Consider the following 16,702-nt stretch of genomic DNA (forward strand, 5'->3'; position numbering starts at 1 on the left):
CCCTTTCGTGGCGTCATCCCACCGCGGCGGCGCATTCGAGATACGGCCACGCCACGTCCGGCGGGATGCCCCCGCACAGCGGTAGCAGCGGAAGCAGGCCGCCGGCTCGGGTGTGTTCGGCGGCCTCGGCCGGGGTGAGGATGCGATAGGGCCCGGCCTCGGCGCGCAACTCCGCCACGGTGCGGGCCCGGGAGATGCTGGCCACCCCGTCGTCGCCGTGCCGGTATGACGCGGCGGTGACGGCGTCGTGCAGCAGGTACGGGCCGAGCTCCGACCACGCCCGGTCCACGTCCTCGGCGACGAACACGGCGGTGGGCGCCCCGGGGACCGGGAACTGCGCGAATCCGGGCGGATGGCCGTGCCGACGGCATTCGGCGTCGAACAGGTCGCGCAGTTCGGGTGAGGCGGTCTGGCAGATCAGCCCGAGACCGTGGCGGGCGGCCCGCCGCACCGCGGGGGCGCTGCCGCCGGCGACCAGGATGCGAGGTCCGCCCGGCGTAGTGCACGGCGGGGTGACACGGACGGTGCGCCCATCGATGTCCGTGGCCTCACCCCGGACCAGACGCAACACCAGGTCCAGCCGCTGGTCGGCGAGCTGGCCGCGACGCGCTCGGTCGACACCGAAGTGGACGTATTCCTCGTCGCGGTGGCCGATTCCGAACGCGAACGACACCCTGCCGCGGCTGAGGATGTCCAGCGCGCAGATCTCCTCGGCCAACCGGACCGGATCCCAGAACGGCAGCGGCACGGCGGCGGCCAGGATCTGCAGCGTGCGGGTGCGGGCGGCGATCGCCGCCGCGAGCAGATGGGGTGCCGCGAGATGGCCGTCGTCGGTGCCGTGGTGTTCGGAGAGCACCGCGACCACCGCGCCGCGGGTCTCGGCCCACGCGCACATCTCCACCGCCGCGGCGTAGAGGTCGGGCTGCGGGGCACCACCGGTCGCCGAGCGCAGGTCGAACCGCAACGTGAACATCAACGCCGCCGGCTCCGGGTCACGGCCACGAACTCTAACCTAATATTTGTTCACACACCCGGGCTTCGTCTGCTCCGGCCACGACCCGACGATCCGGGGGCAGAGGTCAGGGTGGGGTGAGGCCGGACCTCACTCCGGCAGCCGCAGCTCCGGCTTCTCGACCTCTTCGATGTTGACGTCCTTGAACGTGATGACCCGGACCTGTTTGACGAACCGGGCGGGCCGGTACATGTCCCACACCCACGCGTCGGCCAACCGCAGCTCGAAGTACACCTCGCCGTTGGAGTTGCGGGGCACCATCTCGACGCTGTTGGCCAGGTAGAACCGGCGCTCGGTCTCCACCACGTAGCTGAACTGCCCGACGATGTCCTTGTACTCGCGGTAGAGCGAGAGTTCCATCTCGGTTTCGTACTTCTCGAGATCCTCGGCGCTCATCAGTACTGCTGTCCTTCGTGTCGGTGTGGCCTGGCCGTTCGCTCCGCACAGATGCGGCCCATCGCAATCCTCCCCCTAGCCGAGTTCACAGTGCTGCCCGGGTTCGGCGTCCAGCGACCCGCCGCTGATCTGCGGGGTACCCGCGGTGACCAGCCGACGCACGTTGATGAACGAATACCGGTGCGCGGGGCTGGGTCCCAATTCGGCGAGCGCGGCGGTGTGGGCCGGTGTGCTGTACCCCTTGTGCTCGGCGAAACCGTACCCGGGATGCTCACGCTCCATCGCCACCATCAGCCGGTCGCGGCTCACCTTCGCCAGCACGCTGGCCGCGGCGATACAGGCCGCCGCGGCGTCCCCGCCCACCACCGGCAGCGACGGCATCGGCAGCCCGGGCACCTGGAAACCGTCGGACAGCACGTATCCCGGCCGCACGGACAGCCCGGCCACCGCCCGCCGCATGCCCTCGATGTTCGCGACGTGCACCCCGCGCCGGTCCACCTCCTCGGACGGGATGAACACCACGTGGTAGGCCAGCGCGTAGCGGCGGATCAGCGGGAACAGCCGCTCACGTTCCTTCTCGCCCAGCTTCTTGGAGTCGTCGAGCGCGGCGAGGCTTTCCAGCCGGTTGGGCCCGAGCACACACGCCGCGACCACCAGCGGACCCGCGCAGGCCCCACGACCCACCTCGTCGACACCGGCCACCGGCCCGAGGCCGTTGCGGTACAGGGCGGATTCGAGGGTGCGCAGACCGGAGGCCTTGCGGATCACCGTGCGGGGCGGCCAGGATGCCGGCACGCTCAGGCCCTCGGCTCTTCCATCGCTGACACTCCTACGGGGCTGGTCGTCCTACTGCGACGCGTCGGCGGTCTGCGGGTTCACCGAGCTCACCCCACCCCAGCGTGACGGGGGCCAGGCGATGAACCGCGCCTTACCGATCACATTGTCCACCGGAATGGTGCCCGCTTCAGGGTCACCGGTGCACAGCAGCCCCCGCTGCGCGTCGCCGGGCAGGTTGGTGCAATGGGCGCGCGAGTCGGCCGAGTGGGTGCGGTTGTCGCCCATCACCCAGAGCTTGCCCTCCGGGACGGTGACGGGGCCGAACTCGTTACCCAGGCACGGATAGACGGCAGGATCGGCCATCATCGTCTGCGGATCCAGGTATGGCTCCTCGAGCCGTTTCCCGTCGACGGTCAGCCCGGTGGCCGCACGGCACTCGACGGTCTGCCCACCCACCGCGATGACGCGTTTCACCAGATCGTTCTCGTCGGGCGGGACGAAGCCCACGACCGACAGCGCGTTCTGTACGAACCGGATGGCGGGGTTGTCCGACCGGATCGACTTGTAGCCGATGTTCCAGTTCGGCGGGCCCTTGAACACGATCACGTCGCCGGGCCGGGGTTCGGTGAACCGGTAGCTGACCTTGTCGACCATGATCCGGTCGCCGACGCAGCCCGGGCAGCCGTGCAGCGTCGGCTCCATCGATTCCGACGGAATCAGGTACGGACGCGCGACGAACGTCAGCATCACGTAGTACAGGACGATCGCGATGGTGACCAGGATGGCCAGCTCGCGCAGCGCCGAGTGTTTGCGCTCGGGTTTCTCGTCCGGATCGGCGGCTTCGCTGTCGGCGGCGTCCCGATCGGCACGGCCGATGGTGTCCTCGGGCGACGGCTCGGGGCTCTCGGTCACGGCTTCAGACTAGTCAGCACACGGACCGACGCCGCGTCAGCGCCGTCGCGCGTCAGCGCTTCTCCTTGATCTTCGCCTTCTTGCCGCGCAGCTCGCGCAGGTAGTACAGCTTGGCGCGACGGACGTCACCGCGGGTGACGACGTCGATGTGGTCGATGTTGGGCGAATGCACGGGGAAGGTGCGCTCGACGCCGACGCCGTAGCTCTCCTTGCGGACCGTGAAGGTCTCCCGGATGCCCCCGCCCTGACGGCGGATGACGACACCCTTGAAGACCTGGATGCGTTCCTTGGAGCCCTCGATGACCTTCACGTGGACGTTGACGGTGTCGCCCGGGCCGAAGGCCGGGACATCGTCACGCAGCGACGACTGGTCGACGAAATCCAGCGTGTTCATCGGTGACACTTCCTTGTTGCTTGCGGCATGGGCATGCTGTGCAGGACAGCGTGCTCCTGGCCGGTGGGTACGGACGCTTTCGGGGCGTATCTCGCAGCGGACCGGGGATCTACCCCACGTCCTGCGCGGACAACTGCTCAATTGTGCCAGACGGGCACCCCTGCGGTGAAATCGCCACCGTCTCGCGCCCGATTCGCGACGGCCGCTGATCAGCGACGCTACCGGGTACCCGTTAGGCTTGGATCACCGATCCGACGCCCATCAGTTGCGCATCGATTCCGCCAAGAGGCGCCCACCGGATGCGAGAAGGAGACCTATGCAACGGCCGTCGGTGCTGGTGAAAGCCGCCGCCGTGAGCGTGGTCGCAGCGGTCGCCGTCTCCGGCTGTGAGGCGCAGGTGTACAGCACGCCGCCCGCGCCGGACGGCCCGCACCTGACGGTCGTCGTCCCTCAGGGTGACATGGCGCCGATCCCCGAGGCGGCGCCCGACGTTCCCGCCGCCTCCTGGCCGGGTCTCGACGAGCGGACGCGGCTGGCCACCGAGCAGGCCGCCGAGGCCGGCGCCGACCTCACCGTGCTCGTCAAGGACCGCAACACCGGCCAGCTCGTGTCCAACGGCAACGGCCGTGGCATCGCGATCGCGTCGGTGGTGAAGTTGTTCATCGCCGACGATCTGTTGTTCAGCGGTGCGCCGCTGTCCCCCGACGACGTCGAGTCGTTCCAGTCGATGCTGCGGTCCTCCGACGACAGCGCCGCCGAGGTGTTCTGGAACCGCCGCGGCGGTAGGGAGCTCGTCACCCGCGTCGCGGAGCGCTACGGGCTCACCGGCACCCGGCCACCCAACGACGGGCGGTGGTGGAACACGATCAGCACCGCCGAGGATCTGGTGCGCTACTACGACATGCTGCTCTCGGGTGCGGGCGGGCTGCCGCACGACAAGGCCGAGATGATCGTGACCAATCTCGCCGCCTCGACGCCGAACGGCATCGACGGCATGATGCCCGGCGGGATCTACCCGCAGCGCTTCGGAATCCCCGAGGGTCTGTACGCGGTGCCCGTGGCGGTCAAACAGGGCTGGATGTGCTGCGTCGGATCGGACTGGATGCACCTGTCGACCGGCATCATCGGCGCCGACCACCGCTACATCATGGTGATCGGGTCCGACCAGCCCGCCAGTGCCACCGCGGCCCGCGCCACCATCACCCAGGCCGTCAAGACGATGTTCCCGGACGGCCGGATCTAGCTGTCGGACAACAAATCCGGGCGTCTGTCCCGGGTCCGTTCCAGCGCCTGCTCGTGCCGCCAGGCCGCCACCTTGGCGTGGTCCCCGGACAGCAGCACCGGCGGTACGTCCAGACCGCGCCAGCTCGGGGGGCGGGTGTAACTCGGACCTTCGAGCAGACCAGCGGAATGCGAATCGTCGGCGTGTGACGCAGGGTTGCCGAGCACCTCGGGCAGCAGTCGCACGACGGCCTCGACCATCACCAGCGTGGCCGATTCGCCGCCGTTGAGGACGTAGTCGCCGATCGAGACCTCGGCCACCCGCATCCGGCGGGCGGCGTCGTCGACGACACGCTGATCGATGCCCTCGTAGCGTCCGCACGCGAACACCAGGTGTTTCTCGGTGCTCCACTGCCGCGCCGTGGCCTGATCGAACAGCCGCCCCGCCGGGGTGGGGACGACGAGCAGGGTGTCCTCGGTGCAGACATCGTCGAGCGCGGCACCCCACACCGGCGCCTTCATGACCATGCCCGGCCCCCCGCCGTAGGGCGAGTCGTCGACCGAACGGTGCACGTCGTGGGTCCACTCCCGCAGGTCGTGCACCCCGAGTTGGATCCGGCCGGCGTCGATCGCCTTGCCGGGCAACGACTCTCGCAGGGGGTCGAGGTAGCGCGGGAAGATCGTGATGACGTCTATGCGCATACCGGCTAGTCCAGGTCCAACAGACCCTCGGGTGGATCGATCTCCACCAGGGCGTCGGCGAGGGACACCCGCGGGACGATCTCGGTGACGAACGGCACGAGCACCTCCGCCCCCTCGGGTGTCTTCACCGACAGCAGTTCACCCGCCGCCGTGTGCAGCACCTCCGCGACGGTCCCGACGTCGACTCCCTCGACCGTCCGGACGCGCAGACCTTCGAGTTGATGGTCGTAGAACTCGTCGGGATCCTCGATCGGCGGGAGTTCGGAGGTGTCGACGATGAACAGGGTGCCGCGCAACGCGTCGGCGGCGTTGCGATCGGAGACACCGTCGAGACGCACGAGCAGCCGACCACCGTGCGGCCGAACGGATTCGACGACATAGCGACGCTCGGCGCCCCCCTTGGGGGCGCGCCCGCGCAGCTGGGCACCGGGCACGAACCGGGCGTCGGGGTCATCGGTGCGTACGTCGACCACCAGTTCGCCGGTGACCCCGTGCGCCTTGGCGACCCGTCCGACTACGAGGTCCATGACCGGTGTTCGCTACTGGTCGGTGTCCACCACGTCGACGCGGATGCCCCGGCCGCCGATCCCGGCGACCAGGGTGCGCAGCGCCGTCGCGGTGCGACCGCCGCGGCCGATCACCTTGCCGAGGTCGTCGGGGTGCACATGCACCTCGACCGTGCGACCGCGGCGATTGGTCACCATGTCCACCCGCACGTCGTCGGGGTTGTCGACGATTCCGCGGACGAGATGCTCGACAGCGTCGACGACGACTGAACTCACCGGGCTCAGCTCTCAGTGGCGCCGGCGACGGTGGCGTCCTCGCCCTCAGCGGCGGGCTCGGACTTGTCGGCCGAACCGGACGGATCCGCGGTGGCCTCGACGTCGGAAGCGGCCTTCTTGGCGGGCGCCTTCTTCTTCTTGAGCTGGGTGGCCTCGTTGCTCGGGCCGCCGTCGGCCTCGGCCAGCGCGGCGTTGAACAGGTCGAGCTTGCTGGGCCTGGGCTCCTTGACCTTCAGCGTGCCCTCCGCGCCCGGCAGACCCTTGAACTTCTGCCAGTCGCCGGTGATCTTGAGGAGCTGCAGGACGGGTTCGGTGGGCTGGGCGCCGACGCCGAGCCAGTACTGGGCGCGCTCGGAGTCCACCTCGATCAGGCTCGGCTCTTCCTTCGGGTGGTAGCGGCCGATGACCTCGATGGAACGGCCGTCGCGGCGGGTGCGCGCGTCGGCGACGACGATGCGGTACTGGGGGTTGCGGATCTTGCCCAGACGGGTCAGCTTGATCTTGACAGCCATGGGTGTTGCGTCTCCTCGAGAGTTGCCACGCTGCAATTCGGCGATGCGGGCGGAATTGCCCGATCCGGTTTTGCCTCACGTGTGTGACCACCGCGCAGCCGTAGTCGCGGGCGGACAGCCGACCATTGTGCCAGACCGGCACGTCGGGCCGGAAATCGTCGCACCGGGCACACTGGTGGCCATGTCCCTACGTCAGCGACTCCTCACCACTGTGGCAGGACAACTCGGCCGCCCGCACGGCCGACTCGGCGGAGTGGTCGCGGGTGCCCTCAACCGCGGCAACGGCCAGGCGATCGCGACGGCGGTGGCCGCCGCGCAGGTCCCCGCCGGTGGCGTGGCCGCCGACATCGGGTTCGGTGGCGGAGCGGGACTGCGCCTGCTCGTCGACGCGGTGGGCACCGGCGGCACCGTGCACGGAGTGGAAGTCTCCGGTGACATGCTCGAGCGGGCGCGGCGGCAGTTCCAGCGGGACCTCGAAAGCGGCAGGCTGCGGTTGGCCGAGGGGTCGCTGACGGCGCTGCCGGTGGACGACGCCACGCTCGACGCCGCGATCACGGTCAACACGGTGTACTTCGTCGACGACCTCGATGCCGTGTGCGCGGAGTTGGCCCGCACGCTGCGGCCCGGCGGCCGCGCGGTCATCGGCATCGGTGACCCGGAGGCCATGCGGAATCTGCCCGTCACCCCCTACGGGTTCCGGTTGCGCCCGGTGGCCGAGATCGTGGCGGCGTTGGAGCGTGCCGGGTTGACGGTGGACGTGCAGAGCCGCGCCGACGGCCGGCTGCCGCGGCACACCATCACCGCACAGCGCCCGGCCTGATGCCTCACACCAGCTTGTCGAAGCACTTCTCCTCGACGCGGCGGGTCATGCGCCACCCGTCGGCGGTGCGCAGGTAGGCGTCGACGTACCAGAGGCCGACGAAGTAGACCTGCTCCCCCATCACCATCGGGTTGAAGCAGATGGTCCGCGACGTCGCGGTGTCACCGTCGACGCGGACGTCGAAGTTGCCGAGCATGTGCGAATAGGCCGGAAAGTTGGGCAAGACCTCGGCCAGCCACTTCTTCACCTCGGGATACCTGCCGTCGACCCCGCCGGTCGCGCGGTAGTCGATGTAGGCGTCCGGGGTGAACACCCGGTCGAGGTCGTCGAACCGGCGCTGGTCGATCGCCGAGGAGTAGTCGACCATCAGCTGCTGGATCTCCAGCCGGTCCGAGATTTCCGCCAGGCTCAACATGGGACGATTGAACACGATTAGGCTCCACCGCCATGGGGAGGATCGCCACCGCGTTCGCCGTCGTGTTCACCGCGCTCGGGGTCGTCGCCGCGCCGGTCGCGGCCGCCGACATCGACATCCAGCCCGTCGGCTCGGTGCCGGTCCCGGCCGGTCCGGCCGAGGCGTGGATCGTCGCGGACATGGACACCGGCCAGGTACTGGCCGGGCACAACGACAACACCCGCTACGCGCCGGCGAGCACGATCAAGACGCTCTTGGCGCAGGTGGTGCTCGACGAGGTGCCGCTGGAGACCACGATCGTCGCCGACGAGGCCGACACCCGGGTGGAGTGCAACTGCGCCGGGGTGGCGCCGGGCCGCACGTACACCGCCCGCCAGCTGCTCGAGGCGCTGCTGCTGGCGTCGGGTAACGACGCCGCCAACACCCTGGCGCGGATGCTCGGCGGTATGGACGTCGCCGTGGCGAAGATGAACGGCAAGGCCGCCCGACTGGGCGCCCACGGCACCAACGTGGTGACGCCGTCCGGCCTGGACGGGCCCGGCATGCCGTTCTGGTCCACCCCCCACGATCTGGCGGTGATCTTCCGCGCGGGCATGGCCAACCCGGTGTTCGCGCAGATCGTGGCCATGCCGTCGACGGTCTTCCCGACCAAGACCGGCGACGCCGTGCTGGTCAATCAGAACGAACTGCTGTACCGCTACCCGGGGGCGCTCGGCGGCAAGACGGGGTTCACCGACATCGCCCGCAAGACCTACGTCGGAGCCGCCCAGCGCGACGGCAGGCGGCTGGTCGTGGTGTTGATGCACGGGCTGGTCACCGCGGGCGGCCCCACCTACTGGGACCAGGCCGCTGGGCTGCTCGACTGGGGGTTCGGACTGGACCGCGGTGCGAGCGTCGGCGTGCTGTAACGCGATGTCATTGAGCTGCAACGTCTTCGAGACCGAATCGAGGCGTAACCGCCCTTAGGCTCTGGCGCCGTGGCCGGTTCGCGTTCTTGGTGGTCGCGGACGTTCATCGCCGGATGCGCGCTCGCGCTGACGATGTCGTCGGCCGGCGTGGTCGCCGGGCGCACCCCGGCGCTCGCCCAACCCCAACCGGCCGGTGCGGTCACGCTGCCCGAGGGGCCGGCGCAGGCGTGGCTGGTCGCCGATCTGGACTCGGGGCGCGTCCTGGCCAGCCGCAACCCCTATGAGCCCCACGCCCCGGCCAGCACGATCAAGGTGCTGCTGGCCATGGTGGTGCTCGACCACCTGAATCCCGACAACTTCGCCAGGGCCAACGCATCGCACACCAAGGTCGAGTGCTCCTGCGTCGGCCTCGAACCCGGTCAGCCCTACACGGTTCGCGAACTGCTCTCGGCGCTGCTGATGGTGTCGGGCAACGATGCGGCCAACATGCTCGCCGACATGCTGGGCGGGCAGCGCGCCGAGGTCGCCGCGATGAACCGCAAGGCAGCACTCGTGGGCGCGAAGTCGACGAGGGCGTCGTCACCGTCGGGTCTCGACGGGCCGGGCTGGGAGTCGATCACCACACCGCACGATCTGGCCGTGATGCTGCGGGCCGCGCTGGGATATCCGTTGATCGCCCAGATCATGCGCTCACCCTCGGCGCCGTTCCCCGGTAAGACGCTGACCAACCAGAACGAGCTGCTGAGCCGCTATCCCGGTGACATCGCGGGCAAGACCGGATACACCAACCTCGCCCGCAAGACGTATGTCGGTGCGGCGCAACGCGGTAACCGCCGGCTGGTGGTGGTGCAGATGTACGGCACCGGCGACCTCTACAGCCAGGCGATCGGATTGTTCGACTACGGATTCAGCCAATAGCACCGACGGATTCGTAGCCGGCGTCGTCGACGCTCAGCGCGCGCACCGGCACCCCCGACAGCAAGTGGGTCAGGACATGGCCCGGCGGCATCTCGACGGCGGTGCGAACCCCGAACTCCGGCAGCACCGTCGCGATGTCGTACCACTGCACCGGCCGAGCCACCGACACCGCCAGATCGCGCAGGACGGCGTCCGGGTCGTCGATGATGCGCCGACCCCCGGCATTGGTCAGGTAGGCGGCCGTCTGCCTGCGCCGCGGGATGCCGGCGAGGTGAGCGGCCAGCCGCGTCGCGGTGTTCTCCTGCAGCGGACCGTGTGAGGCGACGGCGATGTCGAGCATCTCGAATCGCCTGGCACCGCAGCGTCGGGCGGCCTCGCGGGCGCGCTCGAGTGCGTCGCGCGTGCCCGCGAACACGATCTGGTCCGCGGCGTTGATGTTCGCGACCCACAGCGTGCCTGCCGGTACGGCCGCCGCGGTGATCACCTCATCGGCCCGTCGCCGCCCGATCCCCGTCGTCGGGGCCATCCCCCACACGTCGCCGGCGGACGCCGCCGACATCGCCTCGGCACGCTTTGCGACCGCCGCAACCGCCTCGGCCACCGTGAGCACCCCCGCGGTCACCGCGGCCGCGAACGCGCCGACCGAGTGGCCGGCCACCACGCCCGGGACGACACCGTGCTCCTCGGCGAGGTGACGTGCCGCGGCCACCCCGCAGATCAGCAGCGCCAGTTGGCAGTTGCGCGTCGCGGTGAGCGCCTCGGCGGTGTCGAGTCCGGTCAGACCGCCCAGGACGGCGGACGCCTCCTCCGTGACGGTCCGGGTGGCACAACTCGCCGGAAGGTCACCGAGCATGCCCGGGCGTTGCGAACCCTGACCCGGGAACAGAAACGCCACAGACGGATCGTGCACTTTCACAACGACTTTCGATCGATGAGGACCGGTCCGTCGACGGTGCGGAGCAACACCCGCTCGGCCTGCACCACGTCGGCCAGTGCCACCGCGCCCGCGGGTAGGTCGAGCTGACAGTCGACGCGAGCGGGGAACCGAGCGAATGCGCGGTGCCATGCGGTCAGGATCTGGTACGGCGGCAGCCGGTGCACCCGCACCACCAGGTCCAGGTCGCTGGTGTCGGTCACGGCGCGGACGCCGGTGGCCAGGGTGAACCCGGTGCTGCCGGCGGGCCCCCACCACAAACCCGTCGGCCCCAACAGGTTCCGCGCCGCGTCGAGCGCCGACGCGGCGGGTACGTCGGGCAGCCTGACCTCAGACTCCAGAAGGTCTGCCGGTGTGCGGGTTTCGAGGACCGACCTGGCGTCGATCTCGGTGGCGTACCGTTGCCCGCGACCGGCCCCGCGGACCCCGACCGGGATCCGTCCGGGCGCGTTGCTGCCCCGCGAGGCTGAAGCTACGCAGCAGTTGTGCGAGTGAGGCCCTGCGTGGCTTCCGTCTCGCGGATTTGTCTGGCCGGGCGCGCACCGCGCCCGGCGCACCACCACCCACGGCGCAGTCGCCAGCTCGGGTGCCACCCACGCCGGGGCATCTCGGGTGAGCTCCGGTGCGACGGCGATGCGCAGCAGATCGTGCGCCCGGAACGTCGTCACCGCCGCCACTGCGCCGTCATCGCCTCTCGCACCTGTCGCGACGCTGTCCGGACCCGGGTGGCATCCGGGGAGTCGAGCCGGGTGGACAGATCGCGCGGGCCGGTGCGGGCGGCGTGGATCTGCGCGTCGACCGCGCCGCGGACTACCTCGACGTCGTCCGCGGTCGGATCCTGCGCATCCGTCACGGGGAGCAGACCGTCGCAGAATCCGAGCCGGGCCCAGTCGCGAACGTCGAAACTCAACGGCAGCACCGTCTTCGCGAGCTCCTCGAGTTCCGCGACGGTCCGCAGCGTGATCCGGGCTGCCGCCGACTCGTGCATGGCGTGGATGCGGACGCCCGGATCGTCGAGGGCGAGAATCCGTTGTGCCTGCAGCCCGTGGGCGAGGAATCCACCGGAAAGCGCCGCCCCCACCACGAGTGCGACGATCGGATGGCCCGCGGTGCGGGCGCGGTGGTAGGCGTCGACGGTGACCGCGATGGCCTGGTGCAACCCGGCCATCTCCTCGAGTCGCCCGTAGGCCTGACTCGGCAGGTCCACCACGGCGACCACTGCACGTTTGACGGCCGCGTCGGCATCCGCCCGGATCACGTCGTCGAGCGCGTCGGCCAGTGCCCAGCATTCGACGAGCCCGACCTCGCCGTGGCGCGCCCGGGGATAGTGGCTGTCCGGATCGGGCACCACGGCCAGGTAGGTGCGATCGGTGGTGTCCGCGCGCAGCACGGAGGCCACCACGGGTTCCGGTGCCGTCGCGGCCAGTGCGGTCAGCCACGTGCGGCCGCGGCTGGGCGCGGTGGAGGACTCACCCCGCGGCAGCCGCATCGTCGGGGCCGCACCCCACAGGGTGCGCAGCTCCTCGGGTGTCGGCGGATGCCCGGGATCGATTGCCGCCACGCGGGTTTCGTAGTCGTCGACACGCTCGCTGCGGTGTTCGCCCCGGCGCAGCGGACCCGCGGCCAGCGCGGCGGAGACCGCGGCGCGCAACCGGTCGGCGTCGTCGGGCACGAGCACGTCGGCGAGTCCGGTCGCGCAGCGTTGTTCACCGCCGTCGATCCGCCAGATCAGCGCACGGTCGCCGGCGTCGAACTCCTCGACCCCGGCCTCCTGTTCGATGACCGCCGGCCCGTTCAACCCGATCCGGCCCTGCGGCGTGACGATCAGCGTGGTGCACAGCCCCGCGGCGATGCTCACCCCGCCGTAGGACCCCACTTCACCGGCCACCACACCGACGACCGGGGCCAGCGGGCGCAGATCCAGTATCGCCGAACAGATCTCGGCGACGGCGTTGAGACCGAGGTTGGCCTCCTGCAACCGGACGCCGCCGGTCTCCAACAGCAGCACCGCGGCCGTCGGCGTGCCGGCCCGGCAGTCCTCGGCGGCCAGCCGCAGCGCCTGGGTGATCTTCGCGCCCGACACCTCGCCGATGGCGCCGCCCTGGAAGCGCTGCTCGATCGACGCGACCACGACGGGGTTGCCGCCGATCGTGCCGCGGGCGATCACCACACCGTCGTCGGATTGGGGAACGATGCCCTGTACGGCGAGCCACGGGGATTCGATGCGGTCGAACGGTCCGCACAACACCCGCGCACTGTCGGGGTCGAGCAGGGCGGTGGCCCGGCCGAACGCATCGCCTTCGAGGAAGCTGCGGCGGTGCAGGATCGTCTGCCAGTCACCGGCGGTGGTGGTCATGACGTCGCCTCCGTCGCGGACTCGGCGGTCTGGCGAAGCCGCAGGGTCACCACGGCGGGGGTGGCGCCGAAGTCGTTGAGTTCCCACTGTCCGCCGAGCGGGGTGTGGGCGAAGAACCGGGCGAGCGTGTCGTGCCAGACGGTGTCGAACCCGTCGACGCTGGTGCGCACCCGCACCTCCGCAACTCCTGCGTCGGCGCCGCGATGGTCGAGCAGCACCTCGAGGTCACCGGAGGCGACGACACCGACGTGCACGGCGGTGCTCGGTGCGGTGGTGGCCGGGAAGCGGTACGTCAACGTCTGCACGGTCATGCTCCGTTCGTCAGCAGGTCGCAGAAGAGGGTGGCGGCGAGCAGGTCCGCGCTGCCGCCCATCGACAGATCCTGTAGTTCGGCGTCGCGGCAGAACCGCTCGAGACGCCGTCGGCCGACGGCGGTGGCGGCGCCTCCGGCGGCGAGAACCAGTGCGGCACTGCGGTGGACGAAATCGAGCGCGGAGGGACCGCCGCGGTGCAGGACGCAGGTGTCGTCGAGGCGCGACATGATCGCCAGCAGCGCGTTGAGCGCCGCATCGCGCGGATCGTCGCCGCGGCGCCTGCTCGCCACCAGTTCCGGCAGGCCGATGCGCACGACGTGCGGGAAGCCGGCCGCGGCCTCGGCACGCGCGCCGCCGGTGCCGTACCGCAGGTGGGCCCGTTGGCCATTCGAGACCGGGCGGTCGGGCGCGGCGACGTCGGGCAGCGCGGCCAGTCGCCCGGCGTACGCGGCGCCACCGGCGACGGTGTCGCAGACGGCTATCCCGGCCGCCAGCAGTCCGAGGGCCCACAGCGCGCCGCGGTGGGTGTTGACCCCGCCGGTGACGGCCAGCATGCGTTCTTCGCCGGCCCGGCCGACGGCCCCGAGCCGCGCCCGCAGGTCGAGCCCCACGGGCAGCTCACTGGCCGCAACGACGCAGTCCCGCAACGGTAGGGCCAACGCATCGGCCGACGCCAGCAACAGCGGGACCGTCATGTCCGGGTGGGAGGCGCTGCCGCGCAGGTCGACCAGACCGGGTTTCGGGGTCAGGACCGCCTCGATGCGCAGGGCCCGTACCGCGGCGGCGGCGATCCGCGCAGCGGACAGTCCGGTGTCGATGTCGAGAACCGTCATGGGATCACCAGTCCCGGAACCGCGCGGGCGGGTCGTAGAGGCCGCCCGACCAGGCCACCAGATCGGAGATGCTGCGGGCGGCGAGCAGCGACCGGTCGGCGTCGCGGGCGCTCACCTCGAGGTCCTCCGGATAGGCGACCAGTCCGTCGGCGCGCAGCTGTTCCACGCGGCGGGCATCGGCGGCGCGGCCGAGTTCGGTGACCCCGGCGACCGCGGCCAGGGCGTCGCGCCGGTCGGCCAGTGTCGGCGCCTTGTACAGGTAGGCGACGCCTTCCTCGGTCACCACGTGCGTGACGTCGTCGCCGTAGATCATCACCGGCGACACCGGCATCCCGGCGTGCCTCCCGACGTCGACGGCGTCGAGGGTCTCGACGAACGTCGGGATCCCGCCGTTGCGGAACGTCTGCGCGATCTGGACGACCAGTTTGCGTCCCCGCAGCGCCGCCCCCTCGCCGTGCACCATGCTGAGCCACGACGGTGTGGCGTGTCTGCGACCGTGCGGATCGTGCCCCATGTTGGGGGCGCCGCCGAACCCGGGCAGCCTGCCGTCGGTGACGGTGGACGAATTGGCGTCCCGGTCGATCTGCAGCGACGACCCGATGAACATGTCCACCGCGTACTGGCCGGCCAACTGGCACAGCACCCGGTTGGAGCGCAGGGAACCGTCACGGCCGGTGAAGAACACGTCGGGGCGGGCGGCGGTGTAGCGCTCCATCCCGGCCTCACCGCCGAAGCTGTGCACCGACTCCACCCAGCCGGACTCGATCGCCGGGATCAGCGTGGGGTGTGGGTTCAGCGTCCAGTGCCGGGCGATCCGACCCTTGAGCCCCAGCCGTTCACCGTACGTGGGGAGGATGAGTTCTATTGCGGCGGTGTCGAATCCGATGCCGTGGTTCAGCGAGACGACTTCGTGGCGTTCGTACACGCCGCGGATCGCGATCATCGCCTTGAGGATCTCGACGGGCCCGATCAGCCGCGGATCGCGGGTGAACAACGGTTCCAGCGCGTACGGCCGGTCGGCGGCGACCACCAGGTCGACCCAGTCGCCGGGGATGTCGACGCGCGGCAGGGCACCGGTCTCCACGATCCGGTCGGCCTGCACGATCACCACCCCGTCGTGGAAGGCCGCCGCCTCGGCGATGGTCGGCGTGTCCTCGGTGTTCGGTCCGGTGAACAGGTTGCCGTCGGCGTCGGCGGCGTTGGCGCACAACAGCACGACGTCGGGGGTGAGGTCGGTGAACATCCGCGCGTACAACTCGACGTAGGTGTGGATCGCCCCGATCCGCACGGTCCCGTCCTCCACCAGCTGCGCGATCCGCACACTCTGGGGTCCCGCATACGCCAGGTCGAGGCGGCTCGCCAGCCCGCGTTCGAACAGGTCGAGGTGTTCGGGGCGCGACACCGAGGAGATCAGCATGTGCAGATCGTTGATGCGGGCGGGATCGCAGCCGGCGAGGGCGCGGGACAGGAAGTCCGCCTGCTTCTGGTTGTCGCCCTCCAACGCCACCCGGTCCCCCGGGTGGATCACCGCGTGCAGCACCTCGGTCAACTGCGCCGGGTCGATCACCTTGCCGGTGCGGAACTCGGCGGCGGCCTCGAGCCTGCGGTGTTTGGCCTGTCGGCGTCGGTCCCAGGTGGTCATGCGACGGCGTTGAGTGCAGAGTCGATGACCGCGGTCACCGCGTCGGGGTGGCTGATCAGAGTCAGGTGCGAGCCGCCGGGATATTCGGTGACATGGCTGCCGGCCCGCTGCGCCATGGCGTGTTCGGCCTTCGGGGTGATGATCCGGTCGCCGCTGCTGATGAAGTACCAGGAGGGGATGGTGCGCCACGCCGCCTTGGTGGCCGGGGTGTCGAAGGCTGCGGTGGCGGCGGTCCGCTGCGTCGCCCACAACTCGGTGGCCTGATCGGCGGGGAGGTCGTTGGCGAAGTCGCGGACGAAGACGTCCTGGCGCAGGTAGAGGTCGGTCGCCCCGCCGGGGGCGGGCACCTTGTCGAACAACTGGTCCTCCGGCAGTCGGTTGAGCACCGAATCGTCCCCGGACAGCGAACCGTTGGTCTCCCCCACATCCGGCGCGGCGGCATCGACGTAGACCAGCGCGCGTACGTTCGGGCTGTCCGCGGCCGCCTCGGTGATGACCGCACCGCCGTAGGAGTGACCGACCAGCACCACAGGTCCGTCGACGGTCCGCAGGAAGGCGGCCACCTCGGCGGCGTCTGCCGTCAGCCCGCGCAACGGGTTTGAAATCGCCCGAACCGGATAGCCCTGGGCCCGAAGCGCTTTCACCTCGCCGTCCCAGCTGGACGTGTCTGCCCATGCTCCGTGCACGAGGACGACGGTGGGCCGTTCCCCCGCGGGTTGGGCCTCGGAGGTGGCGCCGTCGCCGAACAGGGTGATGGTGGCGATGAGCGCGGCTCCCGCCATCACGCTGAGCGCGGCCAGAAGCGGTTTGAACGTCGCGTACATGTGGGGCCTCCCTGGGAATCGCCTGGGCGC

Annotated in this window: 21 protein-coding genes; 4 read left to right on the forward strand and 17 right to left on the reverse strand. The window is 70.4% G+C overall.

The annotated features are described in order from the left end of the window. Window positions 1-13: 13 nt before the first annotated feature. The 5 genes from AU194_RS23865 to rplS form a co-directional block, all read right to left on the reverse strand. On the reverse strand, window positions 14-973 hold the full coding sequence (locus AU194_RS23865; protein ID WP_059091730.1) for an LLM class flavin-dependent oxidoreductase: 960 nt from the start codon (window positions 971-973) through the stop codon (window positions 14-16). 129 nt (window positions 974-1,102) lie between these two features. Beyond that, the gene (locus AU194_RS23870) at window positions 1,103-1,408 is read right to left on the reverse strand and encodes a DUF2469 domain-containing protein (RefSeq protein ID WP_059091731.1); all 306 of its coding nucleotides are present in this window, start codon (window positions 1,406-1,408) and stop codon (window positions 1,103-1,105) included. 75 nt (window positions 1,409-1,483) lie between these two features. Continuing rightward, complete coding sequence (locus AU194_RS23875) at window positions 1,484-2,203, reverse strand: ribonuclease HII (protein WP_059091732.1); 720 nt, start codon at window positions 2,201-2,203, stop codon at window positions 1,484-1,486. Window positions 2,204-2,254: 51 nt separating this feature from the next. Beyond that, window positions 2,255-3,097 carry a signal peptidase I gene (lepB, locus tag AU194_RS23880; protein WP_059091733.1) on the reverse strand — a complete coding sequence of 281 codons (843 nt, stop codon included), beginning with the start codon at window positions 3,095-3,097 and terminating at the stop codon, window positions 2,255-2,257. Window positions 3,098-3,149: 52 nt separating this feature from the next. Next, complete coding sequence (gene rplS / locus AU194_RS23885; RefSeq protein ID WP_059091734.1) at window positions 3,150-3,491, reverse strand: 50S ribosomal protein L19; 342 nt, start codon at window positions 3,489-3,491, stop codon at window positions 3,150-3,152. Window positions 3,492-3,807: 316 nt separating this feature from the next. On the opposite strand from rplS, the gene AU194_RS23890 reads away from it, so the two are divergent. Then, window positions 3,808-4,734: a serine hydrolase gene (locus AU194_RS23890; RefSeq protein WP_059091735.1), complete on the forward strand. Its 927-nt coding sequence runs from the start codon at window positions 3,808-3,810 to the stop codon at window positions 4,732-4,734. Here AU194_RS23890 and trmD read toward each other — a convergent pair. The 4 genes from trmD to rpsP are packed head-to-tail and all read right to left on the reverse strand — an operon-like array spanning window position 4,731 to window position 6,708. After that, window positions 4,731-5,414: a tRNA (guanosine(37)-N1)-methyltransferase TrmD gene (gene trmD / locus AU194_RS23895; RefSeq protein WP_059091736.1), complete on the reverse strand. Its 684-nt coding sequence runs from the start codon at window positions 5,412-5,414 to the stop codon at window positions 4,731-4,733. The two genes, AU194_RS23890 and trmD, sit on opposite strands and share 4 nt — an antisense overlap. 5 nt (window positions 5,415-5,419) lie before the next feature. Next, a complete protein-coding gene (gene rimM / locus AU194_RS23900; protein ID WP_059091737.1) occupies window positions 5,420-5,941 on the reverse strand; it encodes a ribosome maturation factor RimM in 522 nt (173 codons plus the stop codon). Window positions 5,942-5,953: 12 nt separating this feature from the next. After that, entirely contained in the window at window positions 5,954-6,196 is a 243-nt protein-coding gene (locus AU194_RS23905; RefSeq protein ID WP_003928628.1) for an RNA-binding protein, read from the reverse strand. Window positions 6,197-6,201: 5 nt separating this feature from the next. Beyond that, the gene (gene rpsP, locus AU194_RS23910; RefSeq protein ID WP_059091738.1) at window positions 6,202-6,708 is read right to left on the reverse strand and encodes a 30S ribosomal protein S16; all 507 of its coding nucleotides are present in this window, start codon (window positions 6,706-6,708) and stop codon (window positions 6,202-6,204) included. A gap of 181 nt (window positions 6,709-6,889) precedes the next feature. Between rpsP and AU194_RS23915 the strand changes: the two genes are divergently transcribed. Next, entirely contained in the window at window positions 6,890-7,528 is a 639-nt protein-coding gene (locus AU194_RS23915) for a class I SAM-dependent methyltransferase (RefSeq protein ID WP_059091739.1), read from the forward strand. A gap of 4 nt (window positions 7,529-7,532) precedes the next feature. Here AU194_RS23915 and AU194_RS23920 read toward each other — a convergent pair whose 3' ends face one another. Further along, window positions 7,533-7,943, reverse strand: a complete 411-nt coding sequence (locus AU194_RS23920) for a nuclear transport factor 2 family protein (protein ID WP_157576487.1) — start codon at window positions 7,941-7,943, stop codon at window positions 7,533-7,535. A 32-nt stretch (window positions 7,944-7,975) separates the two neighbouring features. Here AU194_RS23920 and AU194_RS23925 point away from each other — a divergent pair, with 32 nt between their 5' ends. Both AU194_RS23925 and AU194_RS23930 read left to right on the forward strand, forming a co-directional pair. Next, the gene (locus AU194_RS23925) at window positions 7,976-8,851 is read left to right on the forward strand and encodes a D-alanyl-D-alanine carboxypeptidase family protein (RefSeq protein ID WP_059091741.1); all 876 of its coding nucleotides are present in this window, start codon (window positions 7,976-7,978) and stop codon (window positions 8,849-8,851) included. Between the two features lie 132 nt (window positions 8,852-8,983). Then, window positions 8,984-9,769, forward strand: coding sequence for a D-alanyl-D-alanine carboxypeptidase family protein (locus AU194_RS23930; protein WP_059091793.1), 786 nt, complete (start codon window positions 8,984-8,986; stop codon window positions 9,767-9,769). Here AU194_RS23930 and AU194_RS23935 read toward each other — a convergent pair. The 7 genes from AU194_RS23935 to AU194_RS23965 are packed head-to-tail and all read right to left on the reverse strand — an operon-like array spanning window position 9,759 to window position 16,672. Next, complete coding sequence (locus AU194_RS23935; RefSeq protein WP_231743561.1) at window positions 9,759-10,664, reverse strand: acyltransferase domain-containing protein; 906 nt, start codon at window positions 10,662-10,664, stop codon at window positions 9,759-9,761. The genes AU194_RS23930 and AU194_RS23935 overlap by 11 nt on opposite strands. A gap of 17 nt (window positions 10,665-10,681) precedes the next feature. Further along, entirely contained in the window at window positions 10,682-11,371 is a 690-nt protein-coding gene (locus AU194_RS23940; RefSeq protein WP_059091794.1) for a malonate decarboxylase holo-ACP synthase, read from the reverse strand. Next, window positions 11,368-13,059, reverse strand: coding sequence for a biotin-independent malonate decarboxylase subunit beta (mdcD, locus tag AU194_RS23945; RefSeq protein WP_059091743.1), 1,692 nt, complete (start codon window positions 13,057-13,059; stop codon window positions 11,368-11,370). Before mdcD ends, AU194_RS23940 begins: the two co-directional genes overlap by 4 nt. Beyond that, complete coding sequence (gene mdcC, locus AU194_RS23950; RefSeq protein WP_231743562.1) at window positions 13,056-13,370, reverse strand: malonate decarboxylase acyl carrier protein; 315 nt, start codon at window positions 13,368-13,370, stop codon at window positions 13,056-13,058. Before mdcC ends, mdcD begins: the two co-directional genes overlap by 4 nt. After that, window positions 13,367-14,206, reverse strand: a complete 840-nt coding sequence (gene mdcB, locus AU194_RS23955) for a triphosphoribosyl-dephospho-CoA synthase MdcB (protein ID WP_059091744.1) — start codon at window positions 14,204-14,206, stop codon at window positions 13,367-13,369. Before mdcB ends, mdcC begins: the two co-directional genes overlap by 4 nt. 4 nt (window positions 14,207-14,210) lie before the next feature. After that, window positions 14,211-15,848 carry a malonate decarboxylase subunit alpha gene (gene mdcA, locus AU194_RS23960; RefSeq protein WP_059091745.1) on the reverse strand — a complete coding sequence of 546 codons (1,638 nt, stop codon included), beginning with the start codon at window positions 15,846-15,848 and terminating at the stop codon, window positions 14,211-14,213. Then, window positions 15,845-16,672, reverse strand: coding sequence for an alpha/beta fold hydrolase (locus AU194_RS23965; RefSeq protein WP_059091746.1), 828 nt, complete (start codon window positions 16,670-16,672; stop codon window positions 15,845-15,847). Before AU194_RS23965 ends, mdcA begins: the two co-directional genes overlap by 4 nt. Between the last annotated feature and the right edge of the window lie 30 nt (window positions 16,673-16,702).

Source organism: Mycobacterium sp. GA-2829 (genome assembly GCF_001499965.1).
Taxonomy (GTDB): domain Bacteria; phylum Actinomycetota; class Actinomycetes; order Mycobacteriales; family Mycobacteriaceae; genus Mycobacterium.